Below are 25831 nucleotides of genomic sequence, written 5' to 3' on the forward strand. Positions count from 1 at the left end.
CAACGTCCAAATTTGTACAAGCAAAAAAACTGTAGACAAAAGTGTTTTTCCTCTTTTACCTTCCAAAATATAGATATAGAGGGAATAATAACATTCTAGTTTAGGATTTGCATAAACTTCCGTTCGATGGGCGAATTAGCTATAGAACTTATCTATTCTCTTGCGCAGAAATCGGGAATTAACTTAATATACGAAATATATTGTCAAATGTATATTGCATATAATAGAATATATGTAACCATTTCATATTGTAATAATATAGATAGACACCCTATTTATACCTGTTACGATGTCTGTAATGGCAGGAGGCACAAAAGTATGTTTCATCAGAATACAGTATATATAGTCGGCGAATCGAAGGCAGCTTCTAATAACCCTATTACACAGCAATTCAACTGCTTTTTTATCGGGTTCGTCATTGATAGTGATACACATGAAATAGTGGATGTGGAATGCTCGACTACGATATCGCTTACATCAAGGTTCATTCAATCCATGTTAGTAGGTAAATCCATTCTTCGACCCGATGAATTGGAGAAAGAAATTGAGAAACGTTACTTTGGTTCATCTCAGAAAGCACTGGCCGTCGCTCTAAGAAATGCGAGCATTAAATATCATCAACTTTATAAGTTATAGCTGCTTCTTTTGTTATTCGCAATTGAAATCCAGCTGTTAAAGAGTGTGTAGGCGCTCTTTAACAGCTGGATTTTTTTATGTAGGGCTTCGTTAGACTTCACTGTCGAATTTGATTTCTTCTGCTTATTGTCTTTTTACCGAGGATGAAAATGACATTTTAGTTTAACAGAATCCCTTAAATATAAGGAGGTATGGGAAATGATTCAAGATGGTGTGATGTTTGTCTGTTTTTTATTAGCATTCACTGCCGTGATTGCCGTAGCAGAAAAAAAAATAGGAGGAAAGTTCTTCAAGTATGTTCCTGGTATTGTCCTTATTTATATTGGAGCGGCTCTGATGAAAACATTTGGGGTCTTTTCTGACAGTGAATCAGTCGAAAGTGCATATGGCACCATCCGAGGACTCCTGCTTCCTGCCATGCTGATGCTCATGCTTTTGCAATGTGATATGCGTAAAATACTCAGCCTTGGACCAAAGATGCTTTTAACGTTTTTTGCCGCATCATTCAGCATCATTGGAGGGTTCACTCTTACTTACGTTTTAATGAATGGTTTTTATGCGGAAGGAACTTGGAAGGCATTTTCTGCTTTAAGCGCAAGCTGGACTGGGGGATCTGCCAATATGGTGATCTTGCAAGGCATACTCGATGTACCTGAAAATATTTTTGGCTATGCGTTGATTATGGATACAGTCAATTATTCCATTTGGGTCATGTTCTTGTTTTGGCTGGTGCCACTTGCAGGAAAATTCAATATTTGGACTAAAGCGGATACATCTTTCATTGAACAAATGACTTCCGATCTTGAAGCGGGGGAAACTGCCAAAACGGAATTTGGATTTGTGGAATTGATCGGTTTCTTGGCACTTGCTTTAATTGTATCAGCAGGGGCAACCAAAATTGGGGAAAGCCTGCCAGTACTGGGTGCCGCAGTGAATGCGACCACTTGGACCATCATCATCGCTTCGACCGTAGGTTTAATTCTGGCAGTCACGAAGGTAGGCCGTATTGCCGGTTCCATGGAAATTTCCAAAGTCATGCTTTATATAGTCATTGGTTTAATTGCTTCCCATGCCGATTTTTCACAGCTGTTTCAAGCGCCTGTGTATATTTTATCCGGATTTATGATTCTATTCTTTCATGGAGTGATCATGGTCATTTTGGCTAAAGTCTTTAAGTTGGATCTATTCACTATGGGAGTTGCCTCATTGGCCAATATTGGCGGTGTGGCATCAGCTCCTATATTGGCAGGTGCATTCAACCGTGCGCTAATACCGGTCGGGATTTTGATGGCTGTACTCGGCAGTCTTCTGGGTACCTATTTTGGAATTCTAACATCATATATACTCTCAAGCTTTTAAGGAAGGGTTGTTAATATGAAGATTGAAAGTTTACAAGTTTCAGTGGAAACCTTGCCGCTCGTCAAGCCATTCAAAACTGCATTACGAACAGCAATGGAAATTGAAAATATCATGGTTTCCGTGAAGCTGGAAGATGGAACGGAAGGTTTGGGGGCTGCAGCCCCTACGGTTGCCATAACAGGTGATTCTGCAAATGGGATCATGACCATTATTGAAGAAGTGATCACGCCACATATAATTGGCCGCGACATCGAGAATATCAACGTATTGTCTCAGCTAATCCAATTATCCTGTGTAGGCAACACAAGTGCAAAAGCTGCTGTTGAAATCGCCTTATATGACGCAGTCAGCAAACGATGGCGGCTCCCTTTATATCAATATCTGGGTGGTAAATCAAATGTACTGAAAAATGATATGACAATCAGCGTTGATCAACCCGAAGTAATGGCAAAAGCGGCATTGTCCCTCATCGATTGCGGATTCTCAACAATGAAGATAAAGCTGGGGAAAGACTGGAAGAGTGACGTGGAGCGGGTTGCCTGCATTCGTGATGCTGTTGGCGATCAAGTTATTATCAGGATTGACGCAAATCAAGGGTGGACAACAAAACAAGCAATTTCAATCCTTCATGAATTCGAGGAAAGAAAGCTTAACGTTGATTTGGTGGAGCAACCCGTGCAAGCCCATGATATCGAAGGTTTAAAAGAAATAAAAAGGTGCGTCCAAGTGCCGATCATGGCCGATGAAAGTTTGTTTTCCCCTCGTGATGCAATGAGGCTCCTGAATGAACATGCTGTTGATTTCCTTAATATTAAATTAATGAAAACAGGAGGCATTCGCCGCGCACTTCAAATTGCGGATATGGCTGAAGCAGCCGGGGTGGAATGCATGATCGGCAGTATGATGGAATCATCCGTGAGCGTAGCAGCCGCAGCACATCTGGCAACCGCCCATCCAAATATAACGAAGATTGATTTAGATGCACCACTATGGATTAAGAATGAACCATTTGAAGGCATTCAATTTATGAAAGATCAACTCCTCATTGCCGATCGACCTGGACTCGGGGTCAAGAGGAAATCCTCTTTTACTCAATAAAAACTATTTTGAAAGGGTGATTATTTTGAAAAGGTTAACCGTTTTAGTACTATCTTTATTTATGCTCAGTATTTTAGTATTCAGTCCCAATGAAGCCAATGCAAAAGAAAAGGAGAGAATTGCCTATGTAGATGTAACCGTGGCAACTCTTTGGACTGAGCCGGGCTTATTGAGGGAAATCGATGCCCCTTCAGCATCGAATCCCGTTGATTTGAATGCCTGGATCTCCTCCATGAATTATGAAGACAAACTGTGGCTTGTAGGTAACCTGGAAACACAAGCGTTATATGGTTCTAAAGTGACCATTCTTGAAGAGCGGGGTGAATGGGTGAAAGTTGCTGTTGCCAATCAGCTGACACCCCGTAATGATGCAGGTTATCCTGGCTGGATGCCAAAAGGGCAATTGAAATCAGGAAAATCCTTTGAGAAGCAGTTTAATAGAGGGTTTGCCCTTGTAACTGCTCCAAAGACTTGGCTTTATTCGGATTCGAAACATCGGTCGAAATTCATGGAGGTCAGCTTTGATACACGCCTTCCCCTATTACAGGTGAAAAAAGATAAAGTGAAGGTGATGACACCAAGTGATGGAGCAAAATGGATAGAAACGAATGACGTGTCCGTTTATCAAGACGAAAGTCAAATTCCAGTTCCAACCGGTAAGGACATTGTAGAATCAGGAAAAGTATTTTTAGGACTTCCTTACCTATGGGCTGGAATGTCCGGTTTTGGATTTGATTGCTCTGGCTTTACCTATACCATGTACCATGCTAACGGAATAACGATCCCAAGGGACTCTTCCATTCAGGCGCTACATGGTAAAAAGGTGGAACAGGAAAATCTTCAACAAGGCGATTTACTATTTTTTGCCTATGATAAAGGGAAAGGAAAGGTCCATCATGTTGGAATGTATATTGGTGACGGGAAAATGATCCATTCTCCAAACACCTCTACACATGTGAGGATAGATGAAATAAAATCATCGGGATACGGAGAGGAATATGCCGGAGCAAGAAGATATATCGATTGATTTAAAAAAAGCCTAAGAGCACCGTGCTCTTAGGCATTTTCGTATTTAAATAAAATAACTTGAATTGGCTACTACCTTAGGTTATTGAATACATATATTAACAAGGTAAAATATGGTATAATCAATTACAGATTTTTCATTATATTTAATATAAGGAGTTGCAAATGATGATCACTTTTCCCAAACCTGATGTTGAGCAATTTTTACGAACTTTTTCCATTGCTGATTTTGCAGTTAGTCCAGATGAGAAACAACTGGTGTTCAGTACGAATTTGAGTGGCAAGTATAATTTATGGGGAATGGATCTGCCAAACTGCTTTCCTTATCCGCTTACATCCATTGATCAAAGCTGTCAAGAGCTGGTATTTGATAAACAGAGCCGGTTTATAATTGCTGGTTTCGATCAAGACGGCAATGAAAATACCCAGTTTTATGGAATTCCCCTAAAAGGCGGGACAATGAAGGAAATCGTCCATCATGAAAACACACGTAATTTCATGCCGATCTTATCCAATGACAGTAAAAAGCTCTACTACACGACATCAAGAGGAAACCCTTCCTTTCTAAATTCCTATTGTTTAGATTTAGAATCAGGACAGGAAACACTGGTCCTGGAGGGGAAGGATGCAGCGACCTATCTGTTTGGCTTTAGCCCTGATGAAGGAACCCTACTTTACTCTAAACATTTTGCTAATACAAATTCCCTTCTCTATGCAAAAAGGGGGAACGAAAATATCCTGCTTACCCCGCCTACTGAGAAACAACACACAGTGAATGATGGTGTTTTTGTTTCAGATTCGATGATATATTTATTGACTGATTATGATTCGGACTTTACCTATTTGGCTTCATATAACCTTGAAACAAACCGATTCAGTAAAGTTAAAGAATTGTATAATGAGAGTTTTAGTGCCATGAAATATAGTAAAGAGAACCAATTATTATATATAACCAGTCAAAAGGGTGTAGAGGATCAATTATACGAATTCAATCTGCAAAATGAAAATTGGAGAAATATCCCTGTCCCGTGCAGCGTCATCGGAAAACTTGATGTTGCTGCATCAGGCACGCTTTATTTATTTGGCATGAGTGCAACCAAGCCTCATAATATTTATAAAAAATCAGGTGAGGAGTGGGTATCATTAACCAAATATACTGTCCCTGGCGTCGATTCTAACAAATTAGTTGAACCGGACATCATTACATACCCTTCCTATGATGGCCTGGAGATCGAATCGTTATTTTTTAGGGCAAACAAAGAAAATGATAATGGTGAAGTCATTTTTTTGCCTCATGGAGGACCTCAGGCGGCCGAACGGAAATTCTTCAGGGCTTCTTTTCAATTTTTTCTGAATCATGGTTACAGTATTTTTGCGCCAAACTTCCGCGGTTCTACTGGCTATGGTTTGGAATTCATGAAAATGGTAGAAGGTGATTGGGGAAATGGACCACGCCTTGATAATGTAACCGGTCTTGATTGGCTGATTGAACAAGGGCATGCACAAAAAGGTAACATTTTATTGATGGGTGGCAGCTTCGGAGGGTATATGGCACTACTGCTACACGGACGCCATGCGGATTACTTTAAGGCAGTTGTCGATATTTTTGGACCATCTAACCTTTTCTCATTTATAAATTCCGTTCCAGAAGACTGGAAGCCGGTTATGGATCAATTGGTAGGAAATCCGGAAAAAGACAAGGGGAAATTAATCGAGTATTCACCTATCACCTATTTAGAATCCATGACAAAGCCAATGCTTGTCATTCAAGGGGCAAACGATCCCCGTGTCGTCAAAGAGGAATCAGATCAAATCGTTCGTGCTTTGAAAGACAAAGGAAGAGATGTCGAGTATATGCTTCTAGAAGATGAAGGCCATGGATTTTCCAAAAAAGAAAATGAAATTGCCGTCTATCGAAAAATACTCTCATTCTTGAATCAATTCGCAGGTGTAACAGAGAAGGTATAAACTGCAACGAATATTCTGGAGATTTACAATTGAATTATCACCCTGCCATTTACTTTCAGAGTGATGAGGCAGGGTTTTTCATGTTGGAAAACTGGAAGTTTTTTTCAAATAAACCTTACTTGACTCCAAGATTTATCGATATGTCATTCCGATTTGTTTGAAGATTTATAATCATTCGGGGTGTGTCAAGCCTTCTGTTAATGGCTACACTTTGTTATCCATTAATATGACAGCAGAAACCAGGTTAAGGACCCTTTAAAATTCACGGAGCGTTTTTTGTATATCGGTGAAAGCAGTTTTTGTAGAAGTTATAAAGGCCGGGCAAGAAGAAAAGGTCTTATATCAGCTTTCCACTTGATTTTTATTCTATCGTCTCTTAATTCTATTTCTCCTCCTGGAATTTCCACCATTGGATAGTCAAAATAACTCTTTATTTCATTTGACAATTATCCTCCCTTCTAATAATCATAATTTTTCAAATTTTACCACAATCAAACCCATTGAAATTACCTTTATTTTTGCAATAAACAGCGAAAGTCAAGCTTCAAAAACCTATTAAAGTATTTAGCAAAGACGGTTCACAATATTTTGAATAACATCACTTTTTGAAAGCGAAAAAAAGGAGGGTTGCACTCGTTTGACTTACTCACTTTCTTTAATAGACGGGATTTTTGAATCAATTTGGATTGTAGAACATTAATTTTCTTGGTATATGCAACTTTAATTTCGCCCTCATTCAATTAATATTAATAAGTATGTAGGTCATGGAATACAAATTATAAGTGAAGTTTCGATACTTTTAAAATATGGGGGAGAGCAAATGAACGAGCTTTTGGAGAAAACAGCAAGGTTCGAGCACCGGTTTTGGCTGCAGATCTTAGGAGACCATTCCAGATTCATCCATGAGTCTTTAGCTCCGGACGAAGTGGAAAACATTGAAATTGCTTCAGAATTCATTCAAGTTTTTGATACTCTCCTTGGTAAAGCCAATTCGGAAGAGATTTCTCAAATTACTGTCATGGCAGAAGAGGAAGTTTTAAGATTTCGGGAGTTTAAGCTTAGCCTTTTAAAAGAACATCTGGTAGGGAAAATTAAAATACATCTTTCACCTACTTTCATTAATCATATGGTGAACGAATTGGAAGAATATTTAAGATTATTGAAATACTTCAATTCAAATCAAATGCCGCCGGTATTTCACGAACTCCATCATCATTTGGTTTGGCTGTTAGATGCAGCAGGGCATGCAGGTGCAATATCATCCAACATGGACGATGTTGAAGCAAGATTAAAAGAGAAAAGTGACCAATATAAAAAACATTTTAATGATTATTATTTAAAAGCAGTTGAAATGGCTGGATATTTACGAACAAATCTGTCAACATTCCCGGCATTGGAAAAAATGAATACGGACGTCAAATTAGAAATGAAACTCTTTCAGCACTTTCTGCTTGAATTGGAGGAGCTTGAGCTTAGTGCGCAGGCTCTTGGAACGTTTTCCCCATTAATGGCAGATCATATGTGGCGTGAAGAATGTTATTATTTAACGAAACTCGCAGAATCGACAAACACGGAAAAGCCAAACTGCAATCCAGCCAAACCTAGGATAGAGGATTAAAAAACATGGAGCCCTTCTTTAAGATGGGGCTCCATATATTCATTGAATCAAACAGGATATGTATAACTCTTTGAAGAGGTAGGTCGCAGTTTTTTTTGCAGGGGATGAATCGTTTTGGATAAATTTAGCTAATGCTCCTATACGCTCCTTCCAGCTTGTAAAATGAAAGATGAACGCATAAAAAAAAGAAGTCATTTACGTGAAAAAATCTAATACAGACGGAATTACGGTTATAGATAGCGGAAAAATGGAAATATTCGATTGGGAAATAATTGTCCAATTCGCCACCCTTGCGATTGTATTTGTAAGGGAAAATCAAGCTGTTTGGACCATTTCATTGAAAGAAAGTTTTGTAGTCCATTCAGAAGCAGGGCTTCCGCAATCAGGTGAAATCAGTTTATATGAAGCTAAAAGGAAAACAATAAGGAAATGACGCTCCATTACGCACTTTTAAATAGATTCAAATGTAACAAGTAAACAAATGGAATTCATAAAAAAAACGCCATACAAGGCGCTTAACAAAATAAATCGTTATTTTTCTTTATCGTGAAGCTTATCTTCATAATCAGTTTCCAACATACCATACAGACCATTCATCTCTTGTTCATCTGGATCTGCTCCAAAGTCGTTCGTGGATTTTTTCTTTTTGTCGTCAAGGATTTCCTCTTTATCATTCTTTTTATCCATACCTAACACCTCCAACTATTAGGGTGTCTCATTGTACAAATAAATATACTAAAGTGACTCAGGTACTCTTAGGGTTTCTTGCGGCTAAGTTCAGAGATTGCAGATAGAATACCAATTCCAAATAGTAGAAATCTCGTTTTCCTGAATATTTAATGGTATTCTAAATAGTTATTACTCTTACTATTTGTTAAGATATAAATATATAACCTAGAGATAACGGAGAGAGATTGTGAAGAAGAAACGAAAGAGATCTAAGAATATTTTTGTCATTTTTATACTGATTTTTGCATTTTTGCTTATAAAGGAGATCATGAAAACCCCATTTTCCGAAAATGTTTCCACATCAGTAAATCCGCTTGATTCTTTTGCGAACGTGAAAAAGTATAGTACACTTCTCCGTGACGAGCTTTCTAAATACGGACTTGAGGAGCATACTTCGACATTGATTGCCTTGATGCAGCAGGAAAGCCGAGGACGGGGCGGTGATCCAATGCAGGCATCTGAGTCGGCGGGGCTTGACCCGAACACAATCACAGATCCAACGGAGAGCATTAAGTATGGAGTGAAACATTTCAATAGGATCAATGAATATGGTAATAAAAAGGACGTGGATTTTGCTACGATCATTCAAGCTTATAACATGGGAATTGGTTATATTGATTTCGTTGCAAATGAAGGGGGCAAGCATACTGAAGAGCTTGCGAAAAAGTTTTCCCTGCTTCAGGTCGAAAAAAACCCCACCCTATATGATTGCGGCGGAAACAAAGAGAATTTCCGATATCCATATTGTTACGGTGACTTCTCATACAGTGCAAAGGTAACGAAGAATATCGATGAGCTTGACAGTATATCGGCTCAAGCCGATGGGGAGTGAAATAACAGGTGCACCTTCAATTTTCTCCATTTAAAAGCAAGCCAGTATCTAGCTGTTAAAATCGATTTTAACAATAAAGAATAAAAACATTTAACATCCACGTATGCTTCATGAAGTGATGATAAAAAGCCTATGAAAATCGTAGGCTTTTTGTTTTTAAAATGAAGTGATTTTTCAACAAAAGAAACAGTTTAGTTTAACAAGAGATGATGACCTGAGATTATTACGCCATTGTGAAGGGTGAACTTTTTATGTTCGGAATTAAAAATTACAACCCCAAAATAAATGTATATTGATCCATCCAATATAATAGAAGACCAAAGAACTGCACTTGAAAAATTAAGAAATATGGGTTGCTTGGGAACAACAACGGGTCTTTATCTTTTTCTCCGATTTTTTTTTGCTTTTCTATGAGCTGATTTTCCGGCGGTTCTTCTAAAGATAAAAAGGTTTCATCACTCTCGACAATACCTTCTAATTCTTTTAATCCAATACTACCTATCCCGCTTAAAACGGATTATATCAACGTTTACTTTCGTATGTGAAAAAAACCAACAATTTATATGAAAACAGCCTTTTGGGCAGAGTACAAAGAACAAAACCTATGTTATCTGTTTTTCAACCATGGAAGAAGGTCTTTATGTTTATAGGATTTCTCGGATTCTGAAATGGTTTGGGAAAGAAGACTATCAATGGAATCCAGTAAAGAATTCAGAGTTTGTTTAACAGAGCCTTTCTCGAATTGCTCTAATGGCACAGGTAATTCTTCCTCGTCTAAAATAAAGCAGTCCCCATCCGGAAGCACCATAATATCAATGATCAAATCCTCAAAGGAAACCAACTTATCCGTCATATCTGTATTTTTTACAATATTAAAATAGGATCCTAAATATTTCCCTTCATAATCTCTCCAAATGTATAGATTATAAGGGCGGTCTTTCCAATAATAGGCAATCGTATAACTGCCTATAGGAATGGTCAATTTTGTAGGGCCTGCTACCATCGTGAAGGAATCCATTACTTTATGAAATAGCACGACATTTTGATTTTGTGATTTTAACAACAAACAGTCATGTTCTACAACAACCGAGTCGTATCGGATTTTTCTTTCTATTATTTTATCGCAACGTTGAATGGCTGGTGTAATTAAATGATCCATGGTTTAATATCTCCTATCTAATTATGTTCCGCAGTCAAAAATGATATTTTTTCGATTATAAGCAGTGGGCTAGCCGGTTTTAAGAAGATGAGCTATATGTTGAGGTATTTCGGACTTTTGTCAATTCTCCCCTGCTGTTAGCTGTTAGATGTAATGATAAGTTCCAAAGTTTTGCAATCCAATAGGACTAATAACTTTTGTCAGCATCAACATGCCATGAAGGTAATGCAATATCTTGACCATATAAACCATTATAGCTATGAAATATTATTTATTCTAATAGGGGTTACTGCCCAAGTCGATGAAATTGTGAAAAGAAAAACCTAAAAAAAGTAACTTTGAAATCTAATAGAAATGAACATCTTGGTTTTTGAAGTAGAAGGGGTGAATTAAAATGGACATTCGAAAAATATCTTTTTCATTTATAGCTTTAATATAATGTCCGTTTGACACTTCAATAGCAATAGATTTACTTATATCAGTATCAGAAATTTTAAAAATATTTGTTCCTACTTCATAATAATTTGAGAAATTATCTTTATTTGAATCTCCCTCTTTGTCAGAGTGATGTTTAATGGACCCGACTTTCTTTTCAACCTTTTCTACAACTTCATCTTGGGTCACATAAACGTTTCCTTTAAAAACGATAGATTTTTCATAAGCAAAACTTGCAGATGTTCCGTTTGATATTTCATTATTACTACAACCAGATATTACGAGTAGTAACAGAATGACTCCTAAAAATTCTTTCAATAGTTATCCTCCTTTTATTTGTTTTATTCTTAATACGATATCTATTCAATGTAGACGTATGTATATCCCAATTTGTTAGAGATTGGAAAGTATTTATCCACCTTTTAAATTATTTTATCCAATAAATGGTGTGTATATGTTATACATTTTCAGTAATTTGTTGTATTTAGGAGATAAAGAAAAATCGAGGAAACTTTGAAAGTTTTATTTATTAATGCAAAACCATTACTTAAAGATTTTCCAATAGCCCTTTTAGGGCTATTTTTTTATATATTTCCTAGTTAACTAATTTGGTAACCTAATGTATGATCAGAGGTTCTGCAAGAAGAGTTCATTGACTGAAGCATTACCACATCAAAGTAAAGTTAGGTCTCCCCCGGAAACCAGGGACGGTAAAGGAACCGAATATGGGAGGACATTTGAGGAATTAGCAATGATTATTGGTCAAATAAAATATATGGATGCACCATATAAGCTTTAAGGGGATGGAAAAACAAAAAGGATATAGAAACTTTTCACCAGTGAAAAGCCCTATATCCAAATTGAAGAGAAATCAAAAAAGTTTCATGTCCATTTCTCAGCTCTCGAAGTTAAATTGCCATTGGATTCCGAATTTATCCGTTAACTGACCGTAAATTTTACTCCAAAAGGTTTCTTGGAGCTCCATCCCAACCTTACCGCCTTGACTAAGTTTATTAAAGGTCGATTTAATTTCATCCAAATCCTTACTAACAAATGCCAAGCTGATATTATTTCCTTCGACAAAAGGCATGCCAGGAAAAGCATCGGAAAACATGACATTGCTCCCATTAATATTTAGCCTTGTATGCATGACTAAATCTTTCGCTTCTTCTGGAAGAGTAAATTCCGGATTAGGCGGTGTTTCCCCAAAGGTCATGATGTTAGGTGATGCCGTTCCAAAAACCTCTGCGTAGAACTCTACTGCTTCTCTACAATTCCCATTAAAATTAAGATATGCATCAACTGACATTTGTTTCACTCCTATTATTTATATTTTTTGGCCACAAGATTCATACACCTATTGTATTAAGTGTTGTTAAATTTTCTTGCCAATAGATTTCCTTTCACCGGACGAAAAATTCCGGTGGTTCAATCCCAAGTGTTCGGAGATAAATATATCCCTGTCCTCTGTGATGGATCTCATTTTCGAGGGCATATTGAAGTCTCTCAAAGTGGCTTTGTGAGGGTCCGAAAAAGGGATCCTTTTCAACCGATTCAAGTGTTTCCTCGGTAATTTCCTCCCACAGTTTTCTAGTATCTTGCCTTACTGCTTCGCTTGCTGATATTAGTGCTTCTTTTGTAGAAAGTGCAGCAAACGAATCAGGAAACTCCCATACACTAAGTGCAATTCCACGCATATACCCAGTCTCAATGTTCATGATTTCTTTAACCATCTCGGCGAAAGGGCGAAGCTTCTCGGCCGGTGTATAGTGAAATAATTCTTCTTCAGGGAAGGCTTCTATCACCCGCATTGTCAATCTCCTGTTGCCTTCTAGTATATTTAACAATCCTTCTTTCGATAGAAACATTATTTACCTCCTTTGATAGACTCTGTATAGAAGTTCTGTGAAAAATCGAAAAGTCCTGCAAATTCCAGTATTTAAAGATTGCTCGGTTTTTTAACTACCTGGGCAGATTCCTCTAAAAAAATATTTAATAACCATTAGATTAAAGGCATAGCGGAATTAATGTATCAGGATGTGTCAAAAGATACATGGGATCAAGAAAACCTAACAAAGGGAAATTTAGATTTCACTATTGAAAGTATTCGCTATATGGATGCTTATTCGAAAAGATTAATGACTACTCTAAGGGTATAGCACTTTTAAATGATCATTTTGCTACTTTTGTGGAAAGGATAGGTGCATAAATTGGTAAAGTTATAAAAAGGAATATCATTCAAGATTATTAATGGTATGAGTATGATTCTGTATATCATTTTTCTTGATGGAGTGCTGGGGGCATTAAAAAAAGACGGTTCTTTATCCAAAAAGAGAGATAAAGTTATATTACCATTAATTGTGGTAGCGCAATTAATGGTAGGTCCACATACAAATTTCTTAGAAGATGTAGAAGAAATAATTAAACAAAATTCGTAAAATATTTGACTAATGGAGTATGTTCAAGGTATCCTCTTTTCTTAAGAGGTTGTACAGCTTTCAAAAACAGAACATGGTTGTTTTTAACTTTATTTGACTTCACTTCACAAAAGCGGAGATATTGAAGTTGGGTGAATATTGCTTAAATCTTACTTATATTATACGATTTAAGTAGTTATATGTTTTCAATATGCTTAAAAGGAAAGAATATCAATAATAACGGAACCATCAGAAATGGAGAGAAGCAAATGATTAATAATGTCGGTCAAATTATGTTATATGTAAATAACCAGGATGAGTCATTGAAATTTTGGACAGAAAAATTGGGGTTTAGCGTAGTTTCTGAAGAAGATAACGGCCAAGGATTGAGATGGATTGAAATTGCCCCAACAAAGGAAGCGCAAACGAGTATCATCCTGCATAATAAGGAATTCATTGCTAAAATGCAGCCTGAATTAAATCTTAATACACCCTCGTTAATGTTTTACTCGGAAAACCTTGATGAATTATATAAAGACTATTCAGAGAAGAATATCAAACTCGGGGAACTTGTAAAGATGCCTTCTGGAAGAGTATTTAATTTTGCTGATAACGAAGAAAATTACTTTGCGGTCATGGAAAAAAAGTGACTCACATAGCAAAAGATTAAAAACACCAAAACGACTATGGAACCTTTAGTAGTCGTTTTGATATTTCATGACATCATGTTATATCTTTGAATAAAGTATTGTTCCTATTTAGTCAGCAGGCCGTGGCCCAGCGGCAATTCCAGAGTTTTCAACAGTCATGATCGGTCGAATGGTTATATCTCCATTCACGTAAATTTGACAGGATAAACGCAAATGATCCTCCATTCCTTTTTCCTCAAAGACCTTTTTTTCTTTATTTGTGACCTCCAAAAAATCACCTGCCAATATTTCCACTCTGCAAGTTGTACATTTGGCCTTCCCTCCACATCGGTGGAGAATATTTATACCGTTATCTTCCAACGCTAATACTAACTTTTTCCCCATTTCAACTTCAAAAGTTCCTTGGTCAAATACAGTTACGTAAGGCATTTTATACCACCTCATATTATAGGATATCTTCCAACTGGTATTAACATATTTATTCTCTTACCTTGTCCATATGACAGAAAAAAATGTGAAATCATTACTGATTGATAGTAAAGATGAATGGAGAGATGTTACAACTCATTCGTTAAACAACGTGCCTATCTCATTTGATGAATAATTAATTATCTTGAAGACAAACTTTAAGTACATTGAAAATTATAGATTTAACAAGCCCCAAATAGATCCAAAAAGTACGAAAATACTTATGGTTTGTCTAAAAAAAGAGTGGAAAAATAAAGGGGAGGTGCCTGTCTGTGAATAATGGTAATTGTGATTTTTCACCAATGAAACAAATTTTAAAAGAGGATATTCGCCAAGTAATAACGGCATTACAGGATAACTTAGAAGCAATGGGTGATGAAAATTATTGTCTTCTTGGAAATTTTGAAAAAATTAAAGAAAAATTTGTATACATCGATATGAAAGCTGCAACTTTTTATTTAAACTGTTATTTGTCTCCGTTTACGGACAAATATCCGGAATTATCTATTTGCGTACAAAACATGTCAAATCTTAGACATGGGGGATTAATTGTGATTCAACGGGGGAATTCAGTTGATTCTTTGATTCAACCCGGTATTCCAATAGGTGCAGAGTTAACCCATTCATTATTGGAATCAATTTTTTTTCCTGGAAATCCACTGCATGATGGTGCTGTATTGGTAAGTCATAATCATATTGAATCCGCAGCAAATGTCCTTCCACTTTCTGACAGACCAACAGGGGGGAAAAAACTTGGAACCCGCCATCGCGCTGCTTTAGGTTTAACAGAACGAAGTGATGCCCTTGTATTGGTAGTATCTGAAGAAACAGGCAGAGTTTCATTTGCCTTAAACGGGAATCTTTACCCAATTAATACGCATGGGCCTCTATAAAAATTCGAATTTAGTCGAGGCAGGCAATATCCTGGCCGATTATGGTGTATGTGGTAATTCTGTACTGGAATTTGAACGAGACATCATTGAGAAATTAAAAACGAAAAACGATTGAACTATTGGCAAGTGGTGGTTAAAGAACATGGATTGGCTTCTCCCCTCTAAAATTCTGGATCGTTTTTTACTTCAAAAGTTTAATTCCGTGAATACAGAAACGGAAAAGGTCATGGATTTATTAAACCCGGTGATTTTTACCGGGTTTTTGGTTGCTTTTTATATAAAAAAAGGCATATGATAAATAAGGAGATTAAATCAGAAAAGATATAAAACGAAAGAGGATTTTTAAATGATAACTATTAAGAGTGAACGAGAAATACATTTGATGCATGAAGCTGGCAAACTTCTTGCTGCGACGCATAGAGAAATCGCTAAAATGATAAAACCAGGCATCACGACTTGGGAAATCGAAGAATTTGTCGATAAATACTTGGCAGAGCATGGTGCGACACCTGAACAAAAGGGCTATAACGGCTACAAATATGCAACGTGCGCATCTGTGAATGATGTAATTTGCCACGGATTTCCGCAAAAGAAAGCCTTGAAAGAGGGAGACATCGTAACGATTGATATGGTGGTGAACCTTAACGGCGGTTTGGCCGATTCAGCTTGGACATATGCAGTCGGCGAAGTTGCAGAAGAGGTTCAGCGTTTGATGGATGTAACCAAGAATGCACTATATAAAGGCATCGAGGCTGCACGGGCAGGAAATCGTCTCGGGGATATTGGCCATGCAATTCAGTCATATGCAGAAGGTGAAAAGTTTTCTGTTGTCCGCGATTTTACAGGACACGGTATCGGTAAAACCATGCATGAAGACCCAACCGTTTTACATTATGGTAAACCAGGTAAAGGCGCCCGTCTAAAAGAAGGTATGGTCATCACGATCGAGCCTATGTTGAATGCAGGAACATGGCATATGAAAATGGATCAAGACGGCTGGACGGCGAGAACGGCAGATGGAAAGCTTTCCGCTCAATATGAACATACCCTCGTCATTACAAAAGAAGATCCGATTATTTTAACTGAACAATAAAAAAGAAACGGCCTAATCGTGGGCCGTTTCTTTTTGTTTTAACAATTTCACAATGAACCTCGACGGAATATTCTGAATAATATCACCGTACAATAGATCAAATACATAAAATTAGTACTAGGTAATTAGGCATTAAAAACTTTACTATTATGTGGCAGCACAGGATAATAAGGGAGAAGGAAGAAATATTTAATTAATGAGTTCATAAAACTAGATATAAAGGGGGTTTTGACAGTGAAGAAAGGGGAAAAACTGTCTACAACGGTTGAATCGGTCGGGTTGAGCCAGCGGGAATTTTTAACTATTTTTTTACTTCATTCTTTGAGGATTAAAGCGAATTATCCAAGGGCGATTCATCAGGACCTAAAAAATACGTTTACTGGAAAAGTGCATAGCTATGACTATTTATGTAAAATATCCAATACGCTTGTCGAATCCAGCCATTTATCATTATATACGAATAAGGGAAGGAATTATTATCAGGTAACTGAAAAAGGAGAAGAACTTTACATATGGTACCAAGAGAATTTCCTTGAACGGTTTTCCGAGGTGAAAAAGGTCATTGACCGGTTCATGTACGATTTAAGGGGATCTGGTGAAAATCCCCCGGTTCTTAATGAACTTCCTGAAGAATACAGGTCATATTTCTCGAAAATAATATCGGTAAAGGACCTTGTACGCTATGTTACTTTAAAAGCCGCTTTCACTAAGAAGCCCATTTACATGGGGGAAATTGGCGATCTGCTTAAAAATCAGTTCGGTTGGATAGCATCAAACGGCTATTTATATGATTTATCTCATGAAATGGAAGAGAACGGCCTTCTTGTCGGCAGGTGGGAAAGTGAAAAACGAACAAAACGATATTTACGAATCACCGACGAAGGGCAGCATCATTACAAACAGATTGCGGATTCGGCCGCTTTTCAAGTCCAGGAAATCCAAAAATACATGGCTAGTGTCGTTATGTTCTTAAAAGAAAAGTCTTAAAGGAAATAAGGCCCCTTAGGTTTGTAAGGAAATTCAAGTTATATGCTTAAATTGACTCGATCAAGGGTAAATGTTACTTAAAAACACTTCTTAACAAGGGGGAATGCGTGATGGGAGAAAAACACGATGAAATGGGAAGTATATTCAGTTTCATTAAAGGCCAAGTAGATAAGCTTCCCATTTCACAATCGAAAAAGAACAAAATGCTCGACCAGCTCTTAAAGCTTAAAACGATGACAGTTGATGCAAGGGAACCGCGAATTGCCCTTGTCGGAAGGCGCGGTTCTGGAAAATCATCACTGATCAATGCGATGTTTGGTCAGGAAAGGCAATATGTCAGTTCTGTTAAATCTGGAACGGGTAAGGGAAAATGGCTTTGGTACCCGAGTGATGCTGAGCCCAAAATTCGTTTGCTGGACTCCCGTGGCTTGGGTGAGAGTGAAGCTCCTACGGAAGAATATGAAGAAGAAACACCAATGGATGAATTGATAAAAGCTGTAACCGAAGAACAGCCTGATGTTTTTCTTTTCTTGATTAAAGCAAAAGAAACGGATTCACGGATTGAAGAAGATCTGCAAGAGTTGAAAAAGCTGCGCAAGATCGTAAAAGAGATCCACCATTATGATGTACCCGTCATCTGTGTGGTCACCCAAGTGGATGAACTAGATCCACCACATTATAAACAAGCACCTTTTGATGCCAATCCTAAGAAAAAAAAGAATATTGATGAAGCCATAGCTTTGATGTCCAAGCGATTTAATGAAAGTGAAATCCCACTATTGGACATTATTCCGATTTGCTCATATATTGACTTTGATGAAAGTGGAAATATTGATTATGATATGCGTTGGAACATCGATTTGCTTTCTGATTATTTGATCGAGGCCTTACCCAGTGAAGCGAAGCTAAAGACGGCCAAAGCGATTCAGAGCCAATTCGTTAAGAAGAAATTCGCGCGGACGATTGTGGGAACGTTTACGGCAATCACCGGATTAATAGGTGCAGAGCCAATACCTTTTGCCGATTTCCCCATATTGACCGGCATACAAGGGTTGATGATTGTGGTAATTGGTTTTATCGCGGATAAAGACATAAATACAAAAACGGCAAGTGAATTCATTACAGCATTAGGGATTAATGTTGGAATCGGTCTTCTTGTCAGGGAAGGCGTCAGGGCTGCAGTACGTTTCATACCAGGTGCTGGTCTAGCAGTTTCAGGCGCGGTAGCCGGCGCAGTCACGTATGGAATCGGGCAAGCTGCGATTGCTTACTTTATCGAAAACAAAGATATTGACCAGGCGAAGAAAGCATATAAGAACGCTAACAAAGAATATAAAAATGAAGACATTGACTCTTAACGGGCAGATTCAAACCATTAACTACACTAAGGTGATATGATAAAGTGGTGTTTTGGCGGTTACTGTTTCTGCTGCTGAATGGTTCAGGATTTCTTTACTAGAGGAGGGATGATCTTCATGTCGTTTTTTCAGTCACAAAAGCAAAAAGAATATATTCAAAAATTAGAGGAAGTGATTCAGCCCTTTTCCAGTCGATCTGAAGCACTAGATGATTCAAAGGGTTTTCCTTTTGAAAATATCCGGGAGTTAAAGGAATTCGGATATCCTAAATTAACTTTAGCAAAAGCGGATGGGGGAAATGGCGGTTCCTTATATGATTTTCTCCTATGCCAAGAAAAAATAGCTCAGTATTGTGGCCCAACAGCCTTAGGAATAGGTTGGCATGTCGGAACGGTCCTATCCTTAACTGAGAAAAGACCATGGGAAAAAGGAGTCTTGAATGAATTGTTTGATGAAGTGTCGAAAGGCGCTCTCATCAACACGGCAGCATCGGAGGCTGGAACAGGAAGCCCAACGCGTGGAGGCCGTCCGGAAACGCTTGCTATCAAAAAGGATGAACACTGGAATTTGAATGGCAGAAAGACTTTTACTACACTCTCTCCCGTCCTTAATATTTTTCTTGTAACGGCATGGGTACCCGAGGATGAGCGGCTAGGCACATTTTTAGTTCATCGTGATTTAATGGGTGTAAGCATAGAAGAAACTTGGGATATGATATCCATGCAGGGAACAGGAAGCCATGATTTGGTTTTAAATGATGTCAGCCTCCCTGAAAAGTATTATGTCATGAAAAGCAATCCTGGTGAAAAAAGGAAACCTGAAGCGTGGCTTTTACATATACCGGCTTGCTACTTGGGAATTGCAGTGGCAGCCAGAAATTATGCAGTTGAATTTGCTAAAACCTATTCCCCCAATAGCCTACCAGGACCAATCAGGGACCTTCCGAATGTTCAACGGACAATTGGAGAGATAGAACTGGAATTGAGCGAAGCACACCATTTCCTATACTCTGTCGCAGAGAAATGGGAGCAGCACCCTGAAGAGCGAGATGAATTATCCAAACAATTGGGTGCTGTTAAGCTATCGGTCGTTAACAAATCGATTTCGATTGTCGATAAAGCGATGCGAGTAGTCGGAGCCAAAAGTTTACAACGGAAAAATCCCTTGCAACGCTACTATAGGGATGTACGTGCAGGCCTTCATAACCCTCCGATGGATGATGCGACAATTACCATGCTCGCAAAATCCGCTCTTTATTAAGTGCGTATTCGAATATTCCTTGTTTGCACTGAAATGACTTCGTCGTTTCAGTTTTTTTCTGTTCATTTTTTAGCTATTCACCTTTGGTATCACTATGCTTTAGCTCTTATAAGAAATCAATGGGAAGTTTAATGAAAAATCATCTTAGTCAGGGAATCATCAGAAAGGTGTTTATTTAGCATCCATTCTTCTTACACGTAAAGAAAAGCAGCGACGACAATACTACTTAAAAGAAAGACATATTTATATTAATAAGGAAAGGACAGTTACGATGATGGCATTGTAACTAACATGCCTCTCTCTGTAAAGTTATGCATAAAAATCCTCTCAAATGTGAAACCGTATCACATACTCTCCCAACGAAAAGCCTATTAAGCAGTAATTCAAAAATTTGTCCATATGGTTCTTGGAGTGAGCGTAGCTACAATTCACATTCCGTAATAATTGGTCACTGTTAATATTTAATGGAATGTGAAAAAAACCTTATCCATAGGTAAGCGATGGTCACCGGTCACCGCCCCTTCTTCAAAACGATTCAGTTTTGCATGAGGAGAGAAACTGAAATTCCATGCCAAATCATTGAACAAGAAACCTTGCGGACGATATATTAAGACAAAAAAGGTGGGAATGGATCTAGTTCTTTGCTTATTTATAGGGAATCATCCAAGTGTTATAAAAACACTATGTCCACTTATAAATAAAAAGAGCTTTACATACCTTAGGGGGGTATAGTATTATTTCGTTAAAGGAGTTGAGAAAAATTGTCAATGAATTCAGATGGTCTTGATAATATTGTTGAAATCGATTCATGTTGCTCATCAGAAAGTAAAAGGAAAAGTCACCATTCAGATAAAGTGAAAAAAAATTTAGTAACAAGATTAAATCGGGTTGAAGGACAAATCCGGGGAATAAAAGGGTTAATTGAAAAAGATACGTACTGTGACGATGTAATTACACAAATTGCTGCGACCCAATCAGCTTTAAATAGTGTTGCCCGAATTTTATTGGATGGTCATTTGAAAAGCTGTGTTCTTGAAAGAATTCAAGAGGGAGATACAGAGGTTTTAGATGAGGTACTGGTTACATTTCAAAAATTAATGAAAAAATAGAAGGGGATTGAGTCATTCATTATGGTAAAAAACAATTTAAATGTAAAGGGTATGTCTTGTGGACATTGCATTAGTGCGATTGAAGCTAGTGTAGGGAAATTTCCTGGAGTTACCTCTGTGAAAGTAAATTTGGATTCAGGGACCGTTGAAGTGGAATTTAATCCAGATGAAGTAACCCTTGACTCTATTAAGGAAACAATTGACGACCAGGGTTATGATGTACAATAACATTTAATAAAAAACGTGCGAATTGAAGCACGATTTCTTTTAGAATAACATATACCATACCAGGGTATGGTTTAAAATATTGAAATAAATCATCTAACATAAATTAAGGAGGACAAAAGAATGGAGAATGTAATATTAGCAGTGAAAGGAATGTCATGTGGGCATTGTATAAATTCAATTGAAGGGAATGTGGGAAAATTAAACGGTGTACATTTTGTAAAGGTTCACTTAAATGAAGGAAAAGTGGATGTATCATTTAATTCGAAAGTGGTTTCTTTGAAGAGGATTACTGACATTATAGAGAACCAAGGTTATGTTGTAGAGCTAAGTAAATTACCTATAGATCAAAGTTGTCACTAAGGAATTGAAAGTAAGTGCTTTTTCGCCCCGGTACGTTTTCTTTCCTAAAAAATATACTCCACTGAAAGTATGTGGTGATAGGAGTGTAAGATTATGAGCGATAAAAAAGAAACAACACTTCAAATAGCTGGCATGACGTGTGCTGCCTGTGCAGTGAGAATAGAAAAAGGTCTCAAAAAAATAGATGGAGTAGAGGATGCAAGCGTAAATTTTGCGTTAGAAAAATCAAAAGTAACGTTTGATCCATCCAAATCAAGTGTTAACCAACTTAAAGATAAAGTTGAATCCTTAGGGTATAAAGTGGTTAGTGAAAAAGCGGAATTTGATATATCTGGTATGACATGCGCAGCATGTGCTAACAGGATTGAAAAACGTTTAAACAAGTTAGATGGAGTTCAAAATGCAACTGTAAACTTCGCCTTAGAATCAGCCCTTGTAGAATATAATCCTGATGAAGTTTCGGTCCCGGATATGAAGGATGCCATTAAGAAATTGGGTTATCGTTTAGAACAAAAGCAAGAAACTACAGGCGAAAAGGTTGATCATAGACAGAAGGAAATTGAAAAACAAACAGGTAAATTCATATTCTCTTCTATTTTGTCCATCCCTTTACTTTGGGCAATGGTCAGTCATTTTGAATTTACATCTTTTATTTGGCTACCAGAGATGTTCATGAATCCATGGGTGCAACTCGCACTAGCGACTCCTGTTCAATTTTTAGTAGGAGGTCAGTTTTACGTAGGCGCCTTTAAAGCATTAAGGAATAAAAGTGCAAACATGGATGTTTTAGTTGCACTTGGAACCTCTGCAGCCTATTTCTATAGTGTTTACTTAAGCATTCTGTCAATAGGGTCCGAAGCTCACATGGTTGAATTATATTTTGAAACAAGTGCTGTGCTAATTACACTAATAATATTAGGTAAGTTATTTGAAGCAAAAGCAAAAGGGCGTTCATCCGAGGCCATAAAAAAACTTATGGGTCTGCAAGCCAAAACAGCCACAGTTCTAAGAGACGGTCAAGAAATGAATTTATCTATCGAAGAGGTAATAGCTGGAGATATCGTTTATGTTAAACCAGGTGAAAAGGTACCTGTAGACGGAGAAATATTTGAAGGGAGATCTGCCCTAGATGAGTCAATGATTACAGGTGAAAGTATTCCTGTTGATAAAACAGTAGGAGATTTAGTAATTGGCTCAACCATTAACAAAAACGGGTTTCTGAAGGTTAAGGCAACAAAGGTAGGAAAGGATACCGCCTTAGCTCAAATTATCAAAGTAGTCGAAGAAGCACAAGGATCAAAAGCTCCTATTCAACGCTTAGCCGATGTCATCTCAGGAATATTTGTCCCTATTGTAGTGGGGATAGCAATTATTACGTTTCTTGTGTGGTACTTTGCTGTAAGTCCAGGAGAGTTTGCAGTAGCTCTTGAAAAGTTAATTGCCGTATTAGTTATCGCATGTCCATGTGCTCTAGGCCTAGCTACTCCGACGTCCATTATGGCTGGATCAGGTCGCGCAGCTGAATATGGGATATTATTTAAAGGCGGGGAGCATCTTGAAACGACTCATCGAGTGAATACAGTGATTCTTGATAAAACGGGAACTGTAACAAATGGAAAACCAACACTTACAGATGTTATTCTCTCAAATGGGTTTGAAGAAAAGGAATTTTTAAAGTTAGTAGGTGCTGCAGAAAGAAATTCTGAACATCCGTTAGCTGAAGCAATTGTTGAGGGCATTAAAGAAAAAGGGATAGAACTAGGAAACTCTGAACATTTTGAAGCTATTCCTGGCTTTGGTATTGAATCTACAGTTGAAAACAAATCCTTATTAATTGGAACACGCCGTTTAATGGCCAAAAACAGGATTAATATTCAAGACATATTACCACAAATGGAATACTTAGAGAAACAAGGCAAGACTGCAATGCTAGTAGCCGTTGATAATCAATTCGCTGGAGTGATTGCTGTCGCAGATACAATTAAAGAAACCTCTCAGAAAGCAATTGAAAGGTTAAAAGAGATGGGTCTGGAAGTCGTCATGATTACAGGTGATAACAAGCAGACAGCTCAAGCAATTGCAAATGAGGTCGGAATTGACCATGTTATAGCAGAAGTCCTGCCTGAAGGAAAGGCAGAGGAAGTTAAAAAGCTTCAAAAAGCTGGAAAGATAGTGGCAATGGTCGGTGATGGAATTAACGATGCTCCAGCGTTAGCCACTGCTGATATTGGCATGGCCATCGGTACGGGTACGGATGTAGCGATGGAAGCTGCTGATATCACCTTAATCAGAGGAGACTTAAATAGTATTGCCGATGCCATCTTTATGAGTAAAATGACGATTCGAAATATCAAGCAAAATTTATTTTGGGCCTTTGCTTATAATGCTATAGGAGTTCCAATTGCAGCCCTAGGCTTTCTGGCACCATGGCTGGCAGGAGTAGCGATGGCATTTAGTTCAGTTTCAGTTGTTTTAAACGCACTCAGATTACAAAGGATTAAGTTAAAAGGATAATCTATCTATTTAAAAGAGAGGATTTTTTCATGAAACAAAAAAACATGTTGGCCTGGGCGGTTTCAGCCATTGTGTATCTTGGATTAGTAATTGGTGGATATTCCGTATCTGCAAGCTTGAACGGTAATAACAATCACACGGATACCCATGCGGCAAAAATAAATGGTAACGAGGAAAAAGAATCAATTAATGAGCAAGCACATAATGATAATCATACAAGCCAAAAAAGTGATGGTGAGGATTCAGGGCATTCAGATCATATAGCTCATTCAAAAAGTGAAGTGGTCACAAACGTAAAGTATGAAGAAGGCTTAATTACAATCGATGTGAAGGATAAAGATCAAAATTCACCTAAATTAGAAATATCACATGAAAAGATTATGCATTTAATTATTGTAAGTGCCGACTTGGAAGATTATTATCATCTACATCCTGTGAAAAAGGGAAATGGCATGTATACTCAGAAATTCGCCCTTCCTGAAAACTTTTATAAAGTGTTTGTTGATATTAAACTAAAAAATCTTGCCTATCAGGTTAATCCGATAGAGCTGCAGGTGGGTAAAGGTCATGGTGAACATGAGGAAAGCTCACTAAAGGTTGATACAAAATTAACAAAAACAATCAATGAAAAGACAGTTGAATTAACAACTACAGAGCAAGGGATAAACAAAGATGTGACGTTAAACTTTGATACGAAAGGGATTACTCCAGAGCCCTATCTGGGGGCTCTAGGCCATGTTGTTATTTTGGATGATAAGGGTGAAAAATTTGTTCATGTGCACCCTACATCAGAAGAAAAGACACAATTTGAAACAAAATTTGATAAGCCTGGGATCTACAAAGTGTGGGGAGAATTTAAATTTGATGGTAAAGTCAATAGCTATCCATTTGTTATAGAGGTCAAATAAAAAGGATAAAGGGGAATTTTTATGAACTTAGATGGGGTTAGCAAACATCTATTAATTTGCAACGGGAAAACATGCACGAAAAATGGAGCAGAAGAAGTAACAGAGACCATTAGGGGAGAATTGAAAAAATTAGAGCTACAAAAGGAGATTCACACAACAAAAACATTATGTAACGGCCAATGCAAGCATGGTCCGATCGCTGTTCTATATCCAGAAGGGACCTGGTTTAAAGAAATGAATCAAACAAAAAGTGAGGAACTTATTCGTCAATTAAAAGAAGATGACAAAGTTCATTTAGACTCTGAACTTTATTACCATGATGGGAAGACATTTAAGAACCATGAGAGTGAATGAACTGTAACGTCTTACTTCTATAGCTAAAAAAGGTTTCTTTTCAGGGCGCTTTTCGAATCAGAAAAATTTTTGGACGGATCATCTTATCGATCAGTCCATATTTCCATCAATAGGGATTACTTCTCCCCATAAATACTAATTGAAAAATTGTTTTCTTGAAAAAATGGAATTATTGGAAAAGGCATTAGCGTCCATGTAAGAAGTATTAGAGTGTCATTGTTTAATAGGTGAGTATGATTATCTTTTAAAAGTGGCTAACAAAGATCAGAAAGAATGGGAAATATTCATTAGAAAGGTAAATAAACTCGGAATTATAACTAGACTAGCTCATAGAGAAATTAAATATACAACAGCTTTTCATATATAGGAAAA

Annotated in this window: 27 protein-coding genes and 2 pseudogenes; 22 read left to right on the forward strand and 7 right to left on the reverse strand. The window is 37.5% G+C overall.

Features of this window, described 5'->3' with window-relative positions:
- Positions 1–318 precede the first annotated feature (318 nt).
- From ACQKKK_RS15765 to ACQKKK_RS15785, 5 genes are all read left to right on the forward strand, one after another.
- On the forward strand, positions 319–636 hold the full coding sequence (locus tag ACQKKK_RS15765) for a DUF3870 domain-containing protein (RefSeq protein ID WP_061463166.1): 318 nt from the start codon (positions 319–321) through the stop codon (positions 634–636).
- 198 nt (positions 637–834) lie between these two features.
- Positions 835–1995: a DUF819 domain-containing protein gene (locus ACQKKK_RS15770; RefSeq protein WP_427617146.1), complete on the forward strand. Its 1161-nt coding sequence runs from the start codon at positions 835–837 to the stop codon at positions 1993–1995.
- Positions 1996–2010: 15 nt separating this feature from the next.
- Positions 2011–3093, forward strand: a complete 1083-nt coding sequence (locus ACQKKK_RS15775; protein WP_427617147.1) for a dipeptide epimerase — start codon at positions 2011–2013, stop codon at positions 3091–3093.
- Between the two features lie 25 nt (positions 3094–3118).
- A complete protein-coding gene (locus tag ACQKKK_RS15780; protein WP_427617149.1) occupies positions 3119–4120 on the forward strand; it encodes an NlpC/P60 family protein in 1002 nt (333 codons plus the stop codon).
- A 167-nt stretch (positions 4121–4287) separates the two neighbouring features.
- Positions 4288–6087, forward strand: coding sequence for a S9 family peptidase (locus tag ACQKKK_RS15785; RefSeq protein WP_427617449.1), 1800 nt, complete (start codon positions 4288–4290; stop codon positions 6085–6087).
- A gap of 317 nt (positions 6088–6404) precedes the next feature.
- Here the strand turns inward: ACQKKK_RS15785 and ACQKKK_RS15790 are convergent.
- Positions 6405–6533 (reverse strand): annotated as a pseudogene (locus ACQKKK_RS15790) (formylglycine-generating enzyme family protein); the annotation flags it as partial.
- A gap of 374 nt (positions 6534–6907) precedes the next feature.
- Here ACQKKK_RS15790 and ACQKKK_RS15795 point away from each other — a divergent pair.
- Together ACQKKK_RS15795 and ACQKKK_RS15800 are read left to right on the forward strand one after the other, a co-directional pair.
- Entirely contained in the window at positions 6908–7705 is a 798-nt protein-coding gene (locus tag ACQKKK_RS15795; RefSeq protein ID WP_427617151.1) for a DUF2935 domain-containing protein, read from the forward strand.
- Positions 7706–7904: 199 nt separating this feature from the next.
- Positions 7905–8138 carry a hypothetical protein gene (locus tag ACQKKK_RS15800; RefSeq protein ID WP_427617153.1) on the forward strand — a complete coding sequence of 78 codons (234 nt, stop codon included), beginning with the start codon at positions 7905–7907 and terminating at the stop codon, positions 8136–8138.
- A gap of 98 nt (positions 8139–8236) precedes the next feature.
- On the opposite strand, the gene ACQKKK_RS15805 is transcribed toward ACQKKK_RS15800, so the two are convergent.
- Positions 8237–8392, reverse strand: a complete 156-nt coding sequence (locus ACQKKK_RS15805; protein WP_427617155.1) for a DUF4021 domain-containing protein — start codon at positions 8390–8392, stop codon at positions 8237–8239.
- 310 nt (positions 8393–8702) lie between these two features.
- On the opposite strand from ACQKKK_RS15805, the gene ACQKKK_RS15810 reads away from it, so the two are divergent.
- A complete protein-coding gene (locus tag ACQKKK_RS15810; protein ID WP_427617157.1) occupies positions 8703–9266 on the forward strand; it encodes a lysozyme family protein in 564 nt (187 codons plus the stop codon).
- 607 nt (positions 9267–9873) lie between these two features.
- Here the strand turns inward: ACQKKK_RS15810 and ACQKKK_RS15815 are convergent.
- The 4 genes from ACQKKK_RS15815 to ACQKKK_RS15830 all read right to left on the reverse strand — a co-directional run bounded on the left by ACQKKK_RS15815 (position 9874) and on the right by ACQKKK_RS15830 (position 12728).
- A complete protein-coding gene (locus ACQKKK_RS15815) occupies positions 9874–10425 on the reverse strand; it encodes a DUF402 domain-containing protein (RefSeq protein ID WP_427617159.1) in 552 nt (183 codons plus the stop codon).
- Between the two features lie 345 nt (positions 10426–10770).
- Entirely contained in the window at positions 10771–11178 is a 408-nt protein-coding gene (locus ACQKKK_RS15820) for a hypothetical protein (protein WP_427617161.1), read from the reverse strand.
- Between the two features lie 577 nt (positions 11179–11755).
- Complete coding sequence (locus tag ACQKKK_RS15825) at positions 11756–12169, reverse strand: VOC family protein (protein ID WP_427617163.1); 414 nt, start codon at positions 12167–12169, stop codon at positions 11756–11758.
- 94 nt (positions 12170–12263) lie between these two features.
- Positions 12264–12728, reverse strand: a complete 465-nt coding sequence (locus ACQKKK_RS15830) for a DinB family protein (RefSeq protein ID WP_427617165.1) — start codon at positions 12726–12728, stop codon at positions 12264–12266.
- Positions 12729–13115: 387 nt separating this feature from the next.
- Between ACQKKK_RS15830 and ACQKKK_RS15835 the strand changes: the two genes are divergently transcribed.
- Positions 13116–13298 carry a hypothetical protein gene (locus ACQKKK_RS15835; RefSeq protein ID WP_427617167.1) on the forward strand — a complete coding sequence of 61 codons (183 nt, stop codon included), beginning with the start codon at positions 13116–13118 and terminating at the stop codon, positions 13296–13298.
- Positions 13299–13546: 248 nt separating this feature from the next.
- The gene (locus ACQKKK_RS15840) at positions 13547–13927 is read left to right on the forward strand and encodes a VOC family protein (protein ID WP_427617169.1); all 381 of its coding nucleotides are present in this window, start codon (positions 13547–13549) and stop codon (positions 13925–13927) included.
- Between the two features lie 108 nt (positions 13928–14035).
- Here ACQKKK_RS15840 and ACQKKK_RS15845 read toward each other — a convergent pair whose 3' ends face one another.
- On the reverse strand, positions 14036–14356 hold the full coding sequence (locus ACQKKK_RS15845; protein WP_061463177.1) for a 2Fe-2S iron-sulfur cluster-binding protein: 321 nt from the start codon (positions 14354–14356) through the stop codon (positions 14036–14038).
- Positions 14357–14667: 311 nt separating this feature from the next.
- On the opposite strand from ACQKKK_RS15845, the gene cdaS reads away from it, so the two are divergent.
- The 12 genes and pseudogenes from cdaS to ACQKKK_RS15905 all read left to right on the forward strand — a co-directional run.
- Positions 14668–15288 (forward strand): sporulation-specific diadenylate cyclase CdaS, encoded by a 621-nt coding sequence (gene cdaS, locus ACQKKK_RS15850; protein ID WP_427617171.1) that lies wholly within the window; start codon positions 14668–14670, stop codon positions 15286–15288.
- Positions 15289–15634: 346 nt separating this feature from the next.
- Positions 15635–16381 (forward strand): type I methionyl aminopeptidase, encoded by a 747-nt coding sequence (gene map / locus ACQKKK_RS15855; protein WP_427617173.1) that lies wholly within the window; start codon positions 15635–15637, stop codon positions 16379–16381.
- A 234-nt stretch (positions 16382–16615) separates the two neighbouring features.
- Positions 16616–17368: a PadR family transcriptional regulator gene (locus tag ACQKKK_RS15860; RefSeq protein WP_427617175.1), complete on the forward strand. Its 753-nt coding sequence runs from the start codon at positions 16616–16618 to the stop codon at positions 17366–17368.
- Between the two features lie 110 nt (positions 17369–17478).
- The gene (locus ACQKKK_RS15865; RefSeq protein WP_427617177.1) at positions 17479–18726 is read left to right on the forward strand and encodes a GTPase; all 1248 of its coding nucleotides are present in this window, start codon (positions 17479–17481) and stop codon (positions 18724–18726) included.
- 117 nt (positions 18727–18843) lie between these two features.
- The gene (locus tag ACQKKK_RS15870) at positions 18844–19986 is read left to right on the forward strand and encodes an acyl-CoA dehydrogenase family protein (protein ID WP_427617179.1); all 1143 of its coding nucleotides are present in this window, start codon (positions 18844–18846) and stop codon (positions 19984–19986) included.
- Positions 19987–20753: 767 nt separating this feature from the next.
- On the forward strand, positions 20754–21095 hold the full coding sequence (locus tag ACQKKK_RS15875; RefSeq protein ID WP_427617451.1) for a metal-sensitive transcriptional regulator: 342 nt from the start codon (positions 20754–20756) through the stop codon (positions 21093–21095).
- A 21-nt stretch (positions 21096–21116) separates the two neighbouring features.
- Positions 21117–21323 (forward strand): copper chaperone CopZ, encoded by a 207-nt coding sequence (gene copZ / locus ACQKKK_RS15880; RefSeq protein WP_427617181.1) that lies wholly within the window; start codon positions 21117–21119, stop codon positions 21321–21323.
- Positions 21324–21443: 120 nt separating this feature from the next.
- Positions 21444–21683, forward strand: coding sequence for a copper chaperone CopZ (copZ, locus tag ACQKKK_RS15885; protein WP_427617183.1), 240 nt, complete (start codon positions 21444–21446; stop codon positions 21681–21683).
- 93 nt (positions 21684–21776) lie between these two features.
- Positions 21777–24197 carry a heavy metal translocating P-type ATPase gene (locus ACQKKK_RS15890; RefSeq protein WP_427617185.1) on the forward strand — a complete coding sequence of 807 codons (2421 nt, stop codon included), beginning with the start codon at positions 21777–21779 and terminating at the stop codon, positions 24195–24197.
- A gap of 29 nt (positions 24198–24226) precedes the next feature.
- Positions 24227–25105, forward strand: a complete 879-nt coding sequence (locus ACQKKK_RS15895) for a hypothetical protein (protein ID WP_427617186.1) — start codon at positions 24227–24229, stop codon at positions 25103–25105.
- Positions 25106–25126: 21 nt separating this feature from the next.
- Positions 25127–25459, forward strand: a complete 333-nt coding sequence (locus ACQKKK_RS15900) for a (2Fe-2S) ferredoxin domain-containing protein (RefSeq protein ID WP_427617187.1) — start codon at positions 25127–25129, stop codon at positions 25457–25459.
- Positions 25460–25616: 157 nt separating this feature from the next.
- Positions 25617–25826 (forward strand): annotated as a pseudogene (locus ACQKKK_RS15905) (Lrp/AsnC ligand binding domain-containing protein); the annotation flags it as partial.
- Positions 25827–25831 lie beyond the last annotated feature (5 nt).

This window comes from Peribacillus sp. NPDC006672 (assembly GCF_050274955.1).
Classification (GTDB): Bacteria; Bacillota; Bacilli; order Bacillales; family DSM-1321; genus Peribacillus.